12 protein-coding genes are annotated in these 15468 nt (G+C 69.5%); 4 read left to right on the top strand and 8 right to left on the bottom strand.

The window, feature by feature from the left end:
- Positions 1 to 50: 50 nt before the first annotated feature.
- The gene (locus ACXJKJ_RS05720; protein WP_056205497.1) at positions 51 to 788 is read right to left on the bottom strand and encodes a class I SAM-dependent methyltransferase; all 738 of its coding nucleotides are present in this window, start codon (positions 786 to 788) and stop codon (positions 51 to 53) included.
- Between the two features lie 65 nt (positions 789 to 853).
- Here ACXJKJ_RS05720 and ACXJKJ_RS05725 point away from each other — a divergent pair, with 65 nt between their 5' ends.
- Positions 854 to 1690, top strand: a complete 837-nt coding sequence (locus ACXJKJ_RS05725; protein ID WP_457389424.1) for a D-hexose-6-phosphate mutarotase — start codon at positions 854 to 856, stop codon at positions 1688 to 1690.
- A 15-nt stretch (positions 1691 to 1705) separates the two neighbouring features.
- Here ACXJKJ_RS05725 and ACXJKJ_RS05730 read toward each other — a convergent pair whose 3' ends face one another.
- Genes ACXJKJ_RS05730 through ACXJKJ_RS05740 form a run of 3 tightly spaced genes read right to left on the bottom strand, consistent with a single transcriptional unit; the run spans position 1706 to position 3757 of the window.
- Positions 1706 to 2224 (bottom strand): TPM domain-containing protein, encoded by a 519-nt coding sequence (locus tag ACXJKJ_RS05730; protein ID WP_457389425.1) that lies wholly within the window; start codon positions 2222 to 2224, stop codon positions 1706 to 1708.
- A complete protein-coding gene (locus tag ACXJKJ_RS05735) occupies positions 2224 to 3132 on the bottom strand; it encodes a TPM domain-containing protein (protein ID WP_457389426.1) in 909 nt (302 codons plus the stop codon). The genes ACXJKJ_RS05730 and ACXJKJ_RS05735 overlap by 1 nt, the downstream gene beginning before the upstream one ends.
- A gap of 7 nt (positions 3133 to 3139) precedes the next feature.
- Positions 3140 to 3757: a LemA family protein gene (locus tag ACXJKJ_RS05740; RefSeq protein ID WP_457389427.1), complete on the bottom strand. Its 618-nt coding sequence runs from the start codon at positions 3755 to 3757 to the stop codon at positions 3140 to 3142.
- Positions 3758 to 3852: 95 nt separating this feature from the next.
- On the opposite strand from ACXJKJ_RS05740, the gene hemE reads away from it, so the two are divergent.
- From hemE to ACXJKJ_RS05755, 3 genes are all read left to right on the top strand, one after another.
- Positions 3853 to 4932: a uroporphyrinogen decarboxylase gene (hemE, locus tag ACXJKJ_RS05745; RefSeq protein ID WP_457389428.1), complete on the top strand. Its 1080-nt coding sequence runs from the start codon at positions 3853 to 3855 to the stop codon at positions 4930 to 4932.
- Between the two features lie 319 nt (positions 4933 to 5251).
- Positions 5252 to 7318, top strand: coding sequence for a primosomal protein N' (locus ACXJKJ_RS05750; RefSeq protein ID WP_457321155.1), 2067 nt, complete (start codon positions 5252 to 5254; stop codon positions 7316 to 7318).
- Between the two features lie 18 nt (positions 7319 to 7336).
- Complete coding sequence (locus ACXJKJ_RS05755; protein ID WP_457389429.1) at positions 7337 to 8845, top strand: alkaline phosphatase D family protein; 1509 nt, start codon at positions 7337 to 7339, stop codon at positions 8843 to 8845.
- A 10-nt stretch (positions 8846 to 8855) separates the two neighbouring features.
- Here ACXJKJ_RS05755 and ACXJKJ_RS05760 read toward each other — a convergent pair whose 3' ends face one another.
- From ACXJKJ_RS05760 to ACXJKJ_RS05775, 4 genes are all read right to left on the bottom strand, one after another.
- The gene (locus ACXJKJ_RS05760) at positions 8856 to 9545 is read right to left on the bottom strand and encodes a hypothetical protein (protein WP_457350543.1); all 690 of its coding nucleotides are present in this window, start codon (positions 9543 to 9545) and stop codon (positions 8856 to 8858) included.
- 451 nt (positions 9546 to 9996) lie between these two features.
- Positions 9997 to 10362: a hypothetical protein gene (locus ACXJKJ_RS05765; protein WP_056205481.1), complete on the bottom strand. Its 366-nt coding sequence runs from the start codon at positions 10360 to 10362 to the stop codon at positions 9997 to 9999.
- A gap of 106 nt (positions 10363 to 10468) precedes the next feature.
- Positions 10469 to 12529 carry an ATP-dependent helicase gene (locus ACXJKJ_RS05770; protein ID WP_457389430.1) on the bottom strand — a complete coding sequence of 687 codons (2061 nt, stop codon included), beginning with the start codon at positions 12527 to 12529 and terminating at the stop codon, positions 10469 to 10471.
- Between the two features lie 147 nt (positions 12530 to 12676).
- The gene (locus ACXJKJ_RS05775) at positions 12677 to 15322 is read right to left on the bottom strand and encodes a hypothetical protein (protein WP_457389432.1); all 2646 of its coding nucleotides are present in this window, start codon (positions 15320 to 15322) and stop codon (positions 12677 to 12679) included.
- Between the last annotated feature and the right edge of the window lie 146 nt (positions 15323 to 15468).

The raw sequence follows: 15468 nt of genomic DNA on the forward strand, positions 1-15468 counted from the left end.
GCCGGCAAGCATCGCCGTCCCCTCGGGGGACCGACCGGACTTGTCGGCGTTCAGCCGTGCAAGGCTGGGCGAGGGGCTGGCTTTCTTGCCACGGCGTTCAGCAGCGTTTCCTCGCGATTTTTCGGCTGGCCCAAGCCCAGCCATTCGCGCGCACCCAGGTCGCTGCGGCTCCACCACAGATAGGGCGTGCTGATGCGGTCCGCGTCCACCTGGAAGCCGGCCTCGCGCACCAGGGCGATGAACTCGTCCGCCGTGCGCTGCACATGCATGGGGTGGCGGAACAGCAGCCGGATGATCCAGCTGTGGATGTAGGCGCGCGTGCTCTCGGCCAGCAGCAGCAGGCCGCCGGGCTTAAGCACGCGAAACGCCTCGGCCAGGGCCGCTTTCTGGTCGACGATGTGGTGCAGGGTCTGGTGGCACAGCACGATGTCCACCGACGCGTCCGGCAGCGGAATGCGCTCGGCATGCGCCGCGTGCAGGGTGACGGGCACGGGGCAGGCTTTCACCATCGCGGCGCAGCGGGCCTCGAAGTCCGGCTCGGGGTCGAGTGCATGGATCTGGGCCGGCGCAAAGCGTGCCGCCATCTCCGGCAGGGAGTGGCCCTGGCCAGTGCCGATGTCCAGCATCACGCCGCCGCGCGGCGCGTCCGGCGCCATGCGCTGCAGGTCGCTGAGCGCACGGCCCAGCACGTGCACGCGCCAGGTCGCGGTGGACAGGAACCACAGGCCGAAGCGGGTCTCGGGCACGAAGGCCAGTTTCTGGGAGGGGCGGGCGCTGGCTGTGTTCATGGGCGGCGGCCCCGAAAAAACAAGTCGGCGATGATAGAGCTTTGCCCCGTCGCGCCCCGCCTGCCATGAGCTCCGAACCGTCCAGTTTCACCCTGCAAAGCCCCGATGGCGCGAGCGCCCAGTTCAGCTTGCACGGCGGCCACCTGCTGTCGTGGCGTCCGCCCGGTGCCGGTGAGCAGCTGTATCTGTCGCCGCGCAGCGAATTCACGCCAGGCAAGGCCATCCGCGGCGGTGTGCCGGTGTGTTTCCCGCAGTTTGCCGAGCGCGGGCCGCTGCCCAAGCATGGCTTTGCGCGCACGCTGCCGTGGGAGCTGGTCCAGCAGCAGCAGGGCAAGGACGATGCGCTCGCCGTCATGCGCCTGCGCGACAGCGACGCGACGCGTGCGATCTGGCCGCATGCCTTCGAGCTGGAGTTGAGCGTGCGCGTCGGCGGCCGCACTCTCGACATCGAACTCGCCTGCGAGAACCTCGGCGACGCACCGCTGCAGTTCACAGCGGCGCTGCATACCTATCTGCGCGTGGCCGATCTGGACGCCGTCAGCGTCGAAGGGCTGGCCGGCCTGCGCTATTTCGACAGCATCAAGCAGGCCGAGGCGTTGCAGCGCATGGATCTGCTGCTGACCGGCGAAAAGGGCGTGCTGGACCTGGACCGCATCTATTTCGGTGTCAAGGACCGTCCGCTGCTGGTGACCGAGGACCGGCGCCAGGTGGCCGTCCGCCAGCAGGGTTTCGAAGATGCCGTGGTCTGGAACCCTGGCCCCGAGCGCTGCGCCAAGCTGGCCGACATGCCCCCCGAAGGCTGGTCGGAGATGCTGTGCGTGGAGGCGGCATGCATCGGTCGCCCCATCGAGCTGCAAGCCGGCGATACCTGGGTCGGCCGGCAGAGCCTGGCCTTGCTGTAGCCAGGCGCGGGCCGCTCAGCCCAGCAGCGGCTCGTCCGGCAGTTCGTTCAGGCGCGGCGTGGCGGCGCTCGCGTCACGCGGGAAGTGCGCCACAAGCAGCGCGTCCACGGCCGCGATGGCGTCGACCAGGCCCGGCTCGAAGCGGCCGGCGCGGAAGGCCTCGCTCATGGCCTGGACCAACTGCTGCCAGCGCCCGGCGTCGACGCGGCGCACCAGCGCGCGGTCGGCGACGATCTCGATGCGGTGCTCGGCCAGCAGCAGGTAGATCAGCACGCCGTTGTTGTGCTCCGTGTCCCAGACGCGCAGCTTGGCGAACATCGTGACGGCCCGTTCGCGCGCCGGCGCGTCGCGCCAGAGGTAGCTCAGTGGCAGGCTGGCTTCGACGCAGACGCGGATCTCGCCGCTGTGGCGCTGCTCGCTGTCGGCCACGCGCTGCTGAAGCCGCACCAGCGCCTCGGGTGGCAGCACGCGGCGGGCATCGTCCTCGTCCCAGAGGCGATGGCGGATGAAACGCTGGAGTGACAGGCGCGCCATCACCAGTCTCCCGAGGCGCCACCGCCGCCGAAGTTGCCGCCCCCGCCGGAAGAGAAGCCGCCGCCCCCACCGAAGCCACCACCCCCGCCACCACCCCCGCCGAAGATGATGGGCGGGATCAGCATGCCGCCGCGGCGGCCGCTGAGTCCGGCAAGGCCGGAGCTGCGTCGAGCGGCGCCGATGCCGAACAGGCCCACGAGCACCAGGGCCGCGACCGCGGCTATGCCGGCCACGACGAGGCCGCCGCCAAAGGCCCAACCCGCCGCGCCGGCGGCGCCTGCCGTGGCCAGGCTGCCCAGCTTGCGGCCGAACAGGCCGGTCAGCAGCATGCCGACAACCGGCACGCCGATAAAGAAGAGCATGCCGAGATCCTGGAAACCAAAGCCCTCGTTGTCACCGGCGTGCGGCGCGGAAGCGGGGGTTGGCAGGCCTTCGCCGTTGATGCGCGCCTGCAGTTTCTCGATGGCCGCCTGCAGGCCACCGGCGTAGTCGCCATTGCGGAAGGCCGGCTTCATGGCCGTGTCGATGATCTGCCGCGCGGCCAGGTCGGGCACCGCGCCTTCGAGGGCCTTGGCCACCTCGATGCGCATCTTGCGGTCGTTCTTGGCGACGACGATCAGCAGCCCGTCACCCACTTCGCGGCGGCCGATCTTCCACTGGTCGGCGACGCGCTGGGCATAGGCGGCGATGTCCTCGGGCGCGGTCGTCGGCACCATCAGCACCACGATCTGCGGCCCCGACGCGCGCTCGTAGGCGGCCAGCCGGTCTTCGAGTGCCTGGCGCTGCCCGGCGTCGAGCGTGGCGGTCTGGTCGATGACGCGGGCATTCAGTCCCGGCACAGGCTGCACGCCCTGGGCCTGGACCCACGGCGCCGCCAACAGCAGCAGCAAGGCAGTCAGCCAGCGCATCGCGCGGCTACTTCGACGCGGCCGGTGCCACCGGCCTGGCCGTCGTGCCGAAGTCCACCGTCGGCGCCGTCGTGATGGCCGCCTCGTTCTGCACGGTGAAGTTGGGCTTGGCCTTGTAGCCGAACAGCATGGCCGTCAGGTTGTTCGGGAAGCTGCGCGTGTGGACGTTGTAGCTGGCCACTGTCTGGATGTAGCGGTTGCGCGCCACGGTGATGCGGTTCTCGGTGCCTTCGAGCTGCACGCGCAGATCCTGGAAGCCCTGGTTGGCCTTSAGGTTSGGATAGTTCTCGGTGACCACCAGCAGCCGGGACAGCGCGCTGCTCAGCTCACCCTGGGCTGCCTGGAACTTCTTCAAAGCCTCGGGGTCGTTGACCAGCTCCGGCGTGGCCTGCACGCTGGTCGCGCGGGCGCGCGCCTCGACGACGCGGGTCAGCGTTTCCTGCTCGAAGTTGGCTTCGCCCTTGACCGTGTTGACGACGTTGGGGATGAGATCGGCGCGGCGCTGGTACTGGCTCAGCACCTCGGCCCAGCTGGCGCTGACCTGCTCGTCCAGCGTCTGGAACTGGTTGTAGCCGCAGCCCGACAGGCTGGCGGCGGCCGCCACGGTGACGAGGATTCGAATCATGGGCGCATCTCGCTGCTGGGAGGATGGCAGACAAGGGCAAACGACGCTCCCGCGACGCGCCGGATCGTGCCGGGGCCAGCAGGGATAATTTGGCCATGTTCGCCCCCCTGCAAAACGATACCTTCCTGCGTGCCTGCCTGCGCCAGCCCACCGAGCACACCCCCATCTGGCTGATGCGCCAGGCCGGCCGCTACCTGCCCGAGTACCGCGCCACGCGCGAGAAGGCCGGCAGCTTCATGGGCCTGGCGACCAACACCGACTACGCCACCGAGGTGACGCTGCAGCCGCTGGAGCGCTTCCCGCTGGACGCCGCCATCCTGTTCAGCGACATCCTGACGGTGCCCGACGCGATGGGCCTGGGCCTGTCCTTCCAGCAGGGCGAGGGCCCGAAATTCGCAAGGCAGGTGCGCGACGAGGCCGCGGTGGCAGCGCTGGAAGTACCCGACATGGACAAGCTGCGCTATGTCTTCGACGCCGTCACGTCCATCCGCGAGGCCTTGAACGGCCGCGTGCCGCTGATCGGCTTCTCCGGAAGCCCCTGGACCCTGGCCTGCTACATGGTGGAAGGCGGGGGCTCCGACGACTACCGCCTCGTCAAGAGCCTGATGTATTCGCGCCCCGACCTGATGCACCGCATCCTGGACGTGAACGCCCGCTCGGTGGCCGCCTATCTGAACGCCCAGATCGAAGCCGGCGCCCAGGCCGTCATGCTGTTCGACTCCTGGGGCGGCGTGCTGGCCGACGGCGCCTTCCAGCAGTTCAGCCTGGCCTATTCGCGCCAGGTGCTGAGCCAGGTGAAGACCGAGCACGACGGCGTGCGCATTCCTCGCCTGCTGTTCACCAAGGGCGGCGGCCTGTGGCTGGACGAGATTGCCGACGCCGGCGCCGACGTCGTCGGCCTGGACTGGACGATGAACCTTGGCGCCGCCCGTGCCCGCGTGGGCGATCGGGTTGCGCTGCAGGGCAACCTCGACCCCAATGTGCTGTTCGCGCCACCCGAAACCGTACGCGCTCAGGCCCGCGCCGTGCTGGACAGTTTCGGCAAGCCCGCTGCCGGCCATGGGCATGTGTTCAACCTCGGCCATGGCATCAGCCAGTTCACCCCGCCCGAGAGCGTCGAAGCCCTGGTGGACGAGGTTCACCAGCATTCGCGCCGCCTGCGAACTGCAGCCTGACAGGGCCGTCAAATCTGCAGTTCCGCGATGACTTATCCCCAAAATTCGGGAGGCGAGGGAGGCGGACTGTCGTTGGTGCGGCGCACCTAAGAGTTTTCCCGAATTCGTGCTAAGTGCTTGATTTTCAAGGCAGCACTCAAATGGCGCCGACGAACGGATTTGGGGCGGTTCGTCCCGCTCTGGCGCTCTATCGGCCCGCACGGGGCGATTTGCTCACAAACTTATCCACAGAAATTGTGGGCAACCCAAGAGCCTTTAAGAATCATGTACTTGCAGCCACTTGCTGAGCCACTGCTTCACAAGAAGCGCGGAGCTGCGCATGGCTGAAGCTGAAGGCCCTGCAACGGTGCGCGTGGCGGTCGACGCCCCTCAGCACAGCGGCTTGAATGGCCCGCTTGACTACGCGAGTGAGCAGGCGCTCGCATCAGGCACTTTGGTGCGGGTGCCGCTGGGCAAGCGTGAACTGCTGGGCATCGTCTGGCCGGGCGACGAAACCATGGCGCCAGACGTCACCCTGCGGCCGGTGGCCGCCGTTTTTGACGCGTTGACGCCGCTGGGCGCCGACTGGTGCCGGCTGCTGGATTTCGCCGCCGGCTATTACCAGCGCAGCGTAGGCGAACTGGCCAGCGCGGTGCTGCCGCCGCAGTTGCGTGAACTTTCGCCTGATCAGTTGGCTGCGCGTTTGCGCAAGCTGGACCGCAAGGTCGCCAAGGCGGTCGCCGTGCCGGAACCGGTCCGGCCCGAGCTGGCGCCGGAGCAGGCCGAGGCCGTCACCCGCATCACGGCCCAGATCGACGGCGGCGAGCGCAAGCCGCTGCTGCTGTTCGGCGTGACGGGCAGCGGCAAGACCGAGGTCTATCTGCGCGCCGCCGAAGCCGCGCTGGCGGCGGGCCGCCAGGTGCTGGTGCTGGTGCCCGAGATCAACCTGACGCCGCAACTGGAGGCCCGCTTTACCGAACGCTTCGCGGCGCTGCTGCCTCAGCCCCTGGCCATCGTGTCGCTGCACAGCGCGCTGACGCCGGCCCAGCGCCTGCAGAACTGGCTGGCCGCCCACCTCGGCCGCGCGCGGCTGGTGCTGGGCACGCGGCTGGCGGTATTCGCGTCGCTGCCCGAGCTGGGGCTGATCGTCGTCGACGAGGAACACGATCCCTCCTACAAGCAGCAGGACGGCGCCCGCTACTCGGCGCGCGACCTGGCCATCTGGCGCGCGCATGACCTCAAGGTGCCTGTCGTGCTCGGCTCGGCCACGCCGTCGCTGGAGAGCTGGCAGCACGCCGAAAGCGGCCGCTATGAGCGCCTGACGCTGGCCGCCCGCATCGGCGGCGGCGCGCTGCCCCGCGTCAGGCTCTTCGACATGAAGGCCTTGCCGCCCACCGCTGGCGTGACGACCGCGCTGACCGCGCCGCTGCTGGCCGAACTGAAGGCACGACTGGAGCGCGGCGAGCAAAGCCTCGTCTTCCTGAACCGCCGCGGCTATGCACCGGTGCTGCATTGCGGCGAATGCCAGTGGAAGAGCGACTGCCCCCACTGCAGCGCCTGGCGCGTCTTCCACAAGCGCGACCGCACGCTGCGCTGCCACCACTGCGGCTTCACCGAGCGCGTGCCAAGCGCCTGCCCCAACTGCGGCAACCACGACATCGCGCCCATTGGCCGTGGCACCGAGAAGCTGGAGGAGCAGCTCGGCGAGGCACTGCCCGGTGCGCGCGTGCTGCGCATCGACGCCGACTCGACGCGCCGCAAGGGCGAGCTGGAGGCGCAGCTGCAGGCCGTGCATGACGGCGACGTCGACATCCTCGTCGGCACGCAGATGGTCACCAAGGGGCACGACTTCCGGCGCATCCGCTTCGTCGCCGCGGTGAACCCGGATGGGGCTCTCTTCAGCAGCGACTTCCGCGCGCCGGAGCGCCTGTTCGCGTTGCTGATGCAGGCGGGCGGCCGTGCGGGTCGTGATGCATCTGGCGAGACGCCGGCCGAGATGTGGGTGCAGACCTGGCACCGCGACCATGCCCTCTACCAGGCGCTGGCACGCCACGACTATGTGCGCTTCGCCAGCGACCAACTGGCCGAGCGCCGCTCCGCCAGCCTGCCGCCGTTTGCCCACCTGGCGCTGCTGCGCGCCGAGGCGCGCACGGTGGAGGCGGCCAAGGCCTTCCTGACGGCCGCCGCGGAGCTGATGCATGACGACGGCGTGCTGGTCTACCCGCCCGTGCCGCATGCGGTGGCGCGCGTGGCCGACGTGGAGCGCATGCAGATGCTGGTGGAGGCCACGCAGCGCGCACGGCTGCAGGCCTTCCTGCGCGGCTGGGTGCCGGAGCTGATCGCGCTCAAGCGCGAGCACAAGGCCGTGCTGCGCTGGGCCGTGGACGTGGATCCTTTGGCGATCTAACCAAGCCAGAATGCGGCGATGGACACCCATCGCCGCCACCTGCTGCAGCTGTCCCTGGCCGCCGGCCTCGCGCCCGGCTTATTGCGCCATGCGCGAGCGGACGTGGCGCCGCGCTTCGCGCTGGGCATCGCATCCGGTCACCCGACGCCTGACGGCATGGTGCTGTGGACCCGGCTGACCGGCGCTGACCTGCCGGCGCGCGTCGAGGTGCGCTGGGAGGTTGCGGAGGATGAAGCCTTTCAGCGCCGCGTCGCCTCGGGCACCGAGATCGCTGAAGGCGCCTGGGCGCACAGCGTGCACGCCGAGCCCGCAGGGCTCAAGCCSGGCCGCTGGTACTGGTACCGCTTCGARGCSCTGGGCCAGCGCAGCCCGGCAGGCCGCACRCGCACCACGCCGGCCGCGGACGCGCTGGAGCCGCTGCGCTTTGCCATCGCCAGCTGCCAGCGCTGGGACCACGGCTTCTTCGCCGCCTGGCGCCACATGCTGGCCGAGGAGCTGGACCTGGTCATGTTCCTGGGCGACTACATCTATGAATACGGCGCAGCACCGGGCCGCGTGCGGGCCGTGGAAGGCGGTGCTGCCGTGACGCTGGGCCAGTACCGCGGCCGCTACGCGCAGTACAAGTCCGACCCCGCGCTGCAGGCCATGCATGCCGCCGTGCCCTGGCTGTACGTGTGGGACGACCACGAGGTCGAGAACGATTACGCCGGGCTGCGCGGCGAGAAGATCGCGCAGGACTTCCCGGCGCGCCGGGCCGCCGCCTACCAGGCCTGCTGGGAGCACCAGCCCCTGCCCAAGGCCTGGCGCCCGCGCGGTGTGGAGATGCGCATGCATGGCCGCCACACCTGGGGGCGGCTGGCCGTCATCCATGCGCTGGACGACCGCCAGTACCGCGACCCGCAGCTGTGCACCAAGGCCGGCAGATACGGCAGCAACACGCTGCCGCTGCGGGAGTGCCCGGAGCTGCTGGACCCGAAACGCACGCTGCTGGGCGCGGCCCAGGAACGCTGGCTGGCCGAGGGCTGGGACACCACGCCGGGCCGCTGGAATCTCGTCGCACAGCAGACGTTGATGGCGCGCATGAACTGGAACGCGACTGAGCCCACTTACTGGACCGACGGTTGGGATGGCTACGCGCCGGCCCGCAACCGGCTGCTGGCGACCGTGCGCGAACGCCAGGTGCCCAACGTCGTCGTGCTGGGCGGCGACGTGCATTCGCACGTCGTGGCAGACCTGAAGGCCGACTTCGACGACCCCGACTCGCCCGTCGTCGCCAGCGAGTTCTGCGGCAGTTCCATCACCAGTTGGGGTGGCAAGCAGCAGCGGTTGGACGAGGTGTTGCCGCACAACCCGCACCTGCACTACGGCCGCAGCGACCAGCGTGGCTACATGGCCTTCGTGGTCGACAAGGCGGGGCTGCGGGCGGCGGTTCGGTCGCTGGACGATGCCCTGCAGCCTGACAGCGCCATCCGGACGGTGGCACGTTTCGCCGTGCAAGACGGCCGAGCCGGCGTGCAGCCCGCCTGACGGCAGCGGCTCAGCGCGGGCGCGGCGTGGGGGCCGTCAGCGCGGCGGCCAGCGCCGTGGCGCGGCGCGCCTCGGCCTGGCGGCGCAGCGTACGCGGCAGCAGCAGGCAGCCCGCCAGCGCGGCGAAAGTCAGCGCCAGGCTGCCGGGCTCGGGGATGCGGTTCAGGTTGACGTTGTCGAGGTTGCCGCCCAGGCCGTCGCTGGTGCCCACGGATGCGAAGCTCAGCAGGTTGCGGCCGGCCTGTGCCGTCAGGCTGAACTTGACCTCGGTCCATTGATTGCCGCTGCCGCCGAGGCCGCTCAGGGTGGCGCCGAGCTGCACGCCGTTCCAGAACGCCTGCATGCCGTTGGTCGACGCGGCCTGGAGCTCGCGCGGTGCATACCAGAAGCTCAGTTCATAGCGTGCGCCAGCGCTGAGGTTGTCGAGGTATTGACCGATCAGCGTGTTGCCGTTGGTGTCGAGCTCGAGGTAGTTGCGGCCGTCCTGGGCCGTGCCGGCGACGTTGTTGCGGACTTCGAAACCGCTGCCGGGCCCGCCGAGCCAGGTCCAGCCCGGCGTGGTGACCACGTTGACCCAGTTGCCGTTGGCCACGGCCGTGCTCTCGAAGCTGCCGTTGACGAGCAGGTTCACTGGCGCGGGGGCGGCCAGTGCGGAACTGCCGAAGGCAATCAGGGCAAGCAGGGACAGGGCGCGTTTCATGGGCGGGGGCAGGCGGTGTGATGACTGGCCGCGATTCTTTAGCCAGCTCTGCCCCGCGCCGGGTGCAGAGTTCACACTCGCGAAACCACCCCCCTCAGGCCGGTGTGCCGCCTGTGAAGCAATTCACTGAAAACGGTTGTTGGGGACTGAGGTATTTCGGGCCGAGCGCTGGGCCTGCCATGGGCCAGAGGCCCATGGCCTTGCGTAGGCACAAGCAGTCCGCAGGGACTGCTTGTGTCCGACTCCAGTTCACCGAGCCGGCCCGCTTGGGCGATGTGCTTGCGGCTCGATGCCGCAAGCATCGCCGTCCCCTCGGGGGCTTCGGCCGGACACATTGCGCCCGGTGGGCGCGATGTGCCTGCCGAAGAGCTGCGGCACTGCCGCAGCGCGGTCTGCAAGACCGATCAGGCACGCCTGCGTTCAGTAGGGCGTGGCTGGGCGAGGGGCAGTTTTACCGCGGCGTGTGCGCGAGGGTGCTGGCCAGTGCCGCGGCACGGCGCTGTTGCTCCTGGCGACGCAGGGCGCGGCTCACGGGGCGCGCAACTGCCAGGGCCAGAGCACCCAGGACGATCAGCAGCGAGCCCGTGTCGACCTCGGCGGGCAGGGCGTCGAACTCGGTTTCGGCCTGGCGGTTGGCCGGCGTCCAGTGGGCGTTGCCGTTGAACGACGTCAGGCTGGCCGAGCCGAGACGGCCGGCATCGGCAATCACGGTGGCCGTCGTCGTGTCGACGATGGGTTGGCGCGCTTCGCGCGTGGCGCCGGCCGGGGTCGAGGAACTCAGGGCAGCGAGGACGGCAGCAAGGACCAGGGCTTTCATGTGCAGGCTCACCGGAAAGAAGGGCTGGATCGCATTGTTCGCAGCCTACCGTGGCGAGGTTGTGAAGACTTCACGCGCTCGGGGGGTACCCCCGCGAATGAGCGCTTCAGTCTTGACTTGCTGAAGATGCGCGAGCGGCAGCCTTGGCGGCCAGTTCCTCGCGCATGCGCTTGAGCTTTTCCCGGGGATCCTCGCGGGTGCTGCCCTCGTGCAGCTTCATCTCGGCCAGGAAGCGGCTGGGAATGCCCACGACGGTGTCGCGGCCTTTTTTGCGCCGGCGCAACGTCGACACGGCCAGCGTCGTGCGCGCCCGCGTGATGCCCACGTACATCAGCCGCCTCTCCTCCTGCAGCGCCTCGGCCGTCAGCTCGGCTTCCTCGCGCTTGAAAGGCAGCAGGCCTTCGTTGACACCAGCCAGCACGACGTGGGGCCATTCCAGGCCCTTGGATGCGTGCAGCGTGGTCAGCGTGACCTGATCCTGGTCTTCGCCGCGCTCGGCCAGCGACAGGATGACGCTGATGGTCTGCGCCACGTCCAGCACGCTCTGCTTGGGTTCGGTGAAGCTGACGCCGCCTTCCTCGCTGTGCTGGCCGCCGCAGCGCTTAGCGATCCAGTCGACGAAGTCCAGCACATTGCCCCAGCGCGCCTGCGCGACCTTCTCGTTCTCCTCGTTGTCGAGCAGGTGGGCCTCGTAGGCGATGTCCTTGAGCCACTCCGTCAGCATGGCGTGAGCCGCGGTGTGGCCTTCGGTATGTTTGGCCTTGTATTGCAGCTCGTTCACAGTGCGGCCGAACTCGTGCAGGCCGTCCAGGGCGCGCTTGGTCAGCGAAGTGGCCAGGCTCTCGGAGAAGAGGGCCTCGAACATGCTGCACTTCCACTGCGCCGAGAAGGTGCCCAGGGCGCCCAAGGTCTGGTGGCCGATGCCGCGCTTGGGCGTCGTCACGGCGCGCAGGAAGGCCGGGTCGTCGTCCTGGTTCACCAGCAGGCGCAGCCAGGCACACAGGTCCTTGATCTCGGCCTTGTCGAAGAAGCTCTGGCCGCCCGAGACCTTGTAGGGGATCTGGGCGCGGCGCAGGGCCTGCTCGAAGATGCGTGCCTGGTGGTTGGCGCGGTACAGGATCGCAAAGTCGCGGTATTGAGGTCCCTTGCCATCGGCACGCAGCTGCTGGATGCGCGCCACGGCGCGCTCGGCCTCGTGCTCCTCGCCGTCAGCCTCCAGCAGCGCGATGGGCTCGCCGTCGCCGAACTCGCTCCACAGCTTCTTCTCGAAGATCTTGGGGTTGCCGGCGATGACGTTGTTGGCCGCGCGCAGGATGCTGCCGGTGGAGCGGTAGTTCTGCTCCAGCGGGATGACCTTCAGCTTGGGGTAGTCGATCGGCAGGCGCTTCAGGTTCTCGATGGTCGCACCGCGCCAGCCATAGATGGACTGGTCATCGTCGCCCACGGCCGTGAACATGCCGCGCTCGCCCACCAGCGCCTTCAGCAGCTCGTACTGCACGGCGTTGGTGTCCTGGTATTCGTCCACCAGCACATAGCGGAGCTTGTCCTGCCATTTCGCGCGCGCTTCGGCGTGCGTCGTCAGCAGCTTCAGCGGCAGCGTGATGAGGTCGTCGAAGTCCACCGCCTGGTAGGCGGCCAAGCGCTCCTGGTAGCGCACCATGACGGCGGCGGCCGAGCGTTCATCCTCGTCCTTGGCCACCTGCGCTGCCTGGGCCGCGTCCAGCCCCTGGTTCTTCCACAGCGAGATGGTCCACTGCCAGCGCCGCGCCTGGTTCACGTCCGTCGTGCCACCGGCGTCCTTCAGCACGTTGAGCACATCGTCGCTGTCGAGGATGGAGAACTGCTCTTTCAGCCCGACCCGCGAGCCCTCCTCGCGCAGCAGGCGCACGCCCAGTGAGTGGAAGGTCGAGATCGCCAGGTCCTTGGCTGCCTTGTTGCCGACGAGTGCCTTGGCCCGCTCGCGCATTTCCTGCGCAGCCTTGTTCGTGAAGGTGATGGCGGCGATCTGGCTGGGCCGGTAGCCGGACACCAGCAGCTGCGCGATCTTGGTCGTGATGACGCGCGTCTTGCCCGAGCCCGCGCCAGCGATAACGAGGCAGGGACCGCTCAGGTGGTAGACGGCTTCGAGCTGGGCCGGATTGAGGCCAGCGGCGGGCGGGGATGACATGTCTTTGGTGGCGGCTCTGCTTGCGGGCCGAGCGACGGGCCGCTCCCAAGCCGGCCCGCGCTGGCGATGTGCTTGCGGTTCAACGCCGCAAGCATCGCCGTCCCGTAGGGGGACCGGCCAAGGTACACCTTGGACGAGGGGCGCACATCATGCCACTCGCGCTACCCCTTCCCCTGGCAAGGCCCGCAGCCCCAGCCCCAGTAGCAGCAGCGTGAAGAAAACGAAGCCGACGCGGGGCACGTCCAGCAGGCTGTCGAAAGCGCCCACGGTACCTAAGCCGATCAGCGCGGCGACGATAGCCGGCGCCAGCGGATGGTCGCGACCGCGGCCGAAGCTCAGGCGCACCAGCACCAGCAGGTAGGCCCCACCCAGCAGGGCCAGGCCCACCAGGCCCTGCTCGAACAGCACGTGCAGGGCCGCGTTCTTGATATGCCAGGGCAGGTGGTGGCGGTCGCTGGAGAAGAACCAACGTGCCATCTCGCGGTTGAAATCGCCATTGACCAGCAGCTGGCGCCCCTGGGCGTCCTGCATCGCGATGCGAGCGATGTCGACGCGCGCCGCGCGCGTGTCCAGCGCCATGGAGAAGGTCACGAAGCGCGGGGCCCACCAGTCGCCGCCCAGCGCTGGCACCGGCCCGAGCTTGAATTCGCTGGTCTGCCAGGCACCCATGCCGGCTGTTGCCGCGGCAGGCGCCGTGGCTTCGGCGCCGCCTTCCGCCGGCGCCTCGGCCCGCAGCGGCTTGAGCATCGGCTCGACGCTGTGGCAGTTGTCCGGGTAGATGAGGTTCTTCTCGCAGATCTGCAGCACCAGATTCGCGTCGGCCGCCGTGCGGTGCACCAGGGTGATGGCAACAGGCCCGGCCGCCGGTGCGGTGATGCGCTGGCTGACGCGGAACTGTTCGCCGCGGCCCAGCGCATGCTTGCCGGCGGCCAGCGCCAGATAGGACTCGGTCGGGTCGTGGCGCAGCCGGTAGTCGCCCACCTGGCTGCTGACCGGGCCCTCGTAGAAATTGCTCGGCACAAAGCGCCCCGCGCCCTTGCCCAGCAGCCACTGGCGGCCGCCGTGCAGCAGGTGCAGGCCCTCGCGCCAATGCGTCAGGCGGGTCTGGCCGTCCTCCTTCCAGGTGGCCACCCGGTCACGCAGATAGGCGCCGCCGCCCAGGGCCGCGACGATGGCCATCACCATCAGCAGGCCGGCAACCAGCAGGGCGCGCTTGCGCCAGCCCGCGGCGCCGTGGCTGTCCTTGCCCTGCAAGGGCCACAGGCGCGGCTCCACCAGCATGGCCGCCCACACGCCGGCCAGAGCCAGGCCTGCTGCCAGCGCCGTCCAGCGGCCCGTGGTGCCGCTCCAGTAGTCGGCCACGATGACCATGGTGGCCAGCAGCCAGAACCAGGCCGTCGCGACCAGCAGCACATACAGGGGCCGTGCCTGCCCCGGCTGGTCGCGCCAGCGCAGCGCGGCGCAGCACAGCAGCGCGACGACGTTGAGCACATAGGCCGCCTTCGGCACGGCCATGGACAAGGCCCAGCTCGCGCCACCGAGCAACAGGGCCAGCAGGCCGCCCATGATCAGCGCCGTCAGCCGCTGGCTCAAGGTGGGCAGCCACAGGCTGGCCGGCATGGCCAGCAGGATGACCATGACAAAGAACAGGGCCAGCAGGCCGCGGTAGCCACCGCTGCCGAATATCAGAGCGGCCGCCAGCGCGAAGGCGCCGGCCATGGCAAGCGCCCCGACCTTGGCCAGGCGCGGCAGCGGCTCGTCGACAGCGCCCAGCGTGCTGTCGATCTGGCTGCTTTCCGGGCCCGAGGCTGCGGCGCGGCGGCGCTGGGCATCGGCCAGCATGACCATGGGGACGAGAGCCAGCGGCAACGCCAGATAGACGCCGCGCGAGAAAGTGGTGAGGCAGGCATAGGCCGCCAGCAGGGCGATGACCAGGCCGATGGCAAAGCGCCAGGGCGAGCGCGTGCGCAGCAGGGCCAGCAGAGCGAAGGGCAGGGTCAGCACCAGGAAGCCGTCCAGGGCCGCGCCGCCGACATGCATCTCCCAGAAGAGGGCCGTGGTGCGGTAGTCGGTCGAGAAGTCCAGCACGCCGGGGTAGGCCAGGCGCTCCCACAGCGCGGCGGCACTGGCGCCGGCCAGGGCCAGCACCAGGCCGAGCAGCAGGCCGCGCGAGAAACCTCTTGGACGCGCGGTGGCTGCGGCCGTCCACAGCGGCAGCAGGGCCAGCGCCAGGAAGATGGCCTTGGCGTTGCGCACCGAGTTCATCGCCTCGTGATAGCCATGGAACCAGCCGAAGGTGAAGCCACCGGCGTCGGCGAAACCGCGCCTGATGCTCCAGGCCGCCGACAGCGCCAGGGCCATCATCAGCACGACGACGACCGGCGAATAGACGAGGCCGTGGCGCCAGGCCGGCGCGCGGTCGCGCGCGTTCAGCTGCAGCGCATAGGCCAGATAACCGCCGCAGCCGCAGGCGGTGACGAGCAGGTCCATCTCCTCGAAGCTGATCCAGCCGGTCCAGGGGGCCAGGCCGACCAGCGGCAGCGGCGCGAGCACAAGAACGGGCGTCTTGACCCAGAACAGCGCCGCCAGCAGCACAGCGGCGCCCCAGGCAGCCAGTGCGAGCGGCCCCGACAGCGGGTGGTGCCAGGCCAGCTCGGCGCCCACGAGGCCGAAGCCGACGCCGGCCGCGAGGGCCAGCCACTGGGTCTTGGTGGCGGGCAGCTTGAGCTGCAGTTCGCCCAGGCCCATCAGGCCCTGGGTGGCAGGGGCGGCCCCGACCGCGGCCATCAGCACGCCCGCCGGTTCAAGCCGGCAGGGATCGGGACAAAACGGGTCGCGTATGACGGCGCAAGCAGCGGGCGGGCCATGAAACCTCCGGAGAAGCGCGCATTGTTGCCGAGCCCCGAAGGCCGTGCATCGCGGGCAACCCGGGCCGGCTG

It is taken from the genome of Roseateles sp. P5_E1, from assembly GCF_054049335.1.

Coding starts and splice junctions, on each gene's coding strand:
- ACXJKJ_RS05735 (WP_457389426.1), bottom strand. CDS start 3,132: ATGCGCTGGCTGACTGCCTTGCTGCTGCTGTTGGCGGCGCCGTGGGTC.
- ACXJKJ_RS05750 (WP_457321155.1), top strand. CDS start 5,252: ATGGCTGAAGCTGAAGGCCCTGCAACGGTGCGCGTGGCGGTCGACGCC.
- ACXJKJ_RS05770 (WP_457389430.1), bottom strand. CDS start 12,529: ATGTCATCCCCGCCCGCCGCTGGCCTCAATCCGGCCCAGCTCGAAGCC.
- ACXJKJ_RS05730 (WP_457389425.1), bottom strand. CDS start 2,224: ATGGCGCGCCTGTCACTCCAGCGTTTCATCCGCCATCGCCTCTGGGAC.
- ACXJKJ_RS05720 (WP_056205497.1), bottom strand. CDS start 788: ATGAACACAGCCAGCGCCCGCCCCTCCCAGAAACTGGCCTTCGTGCCC.
- ACXJKJ_RS05765 (WP_056205481.1), bottom strand. CDS start 10,362: ATGAAAGCCCTGGTCCTTGCTGCCGTCCTCGCTGCCCTGAGTTCCTCG.
- hemE (WP_457389428.1), top strand. CDS start 3,853: ATGTTCGCCCCCCTGCAAAACGATACCTTCCTGCGTGCCTGCCTGCGC.
- ACXJKJ_RS05725 (WP_457389424.1), top strand. CDS start 854: ATGAGCTCCGAACCGTCCAGTTTCACCCTGCAAAGCCCCGATGGCGCG.
- ACXJKJ_RS05760 (WP_457350543.1), bottom strand. CDS start 9,545: ATGAAACGCGCCCTGTCCCTGCTTGCCCTGATTGCCTTCGGCAGTTCC.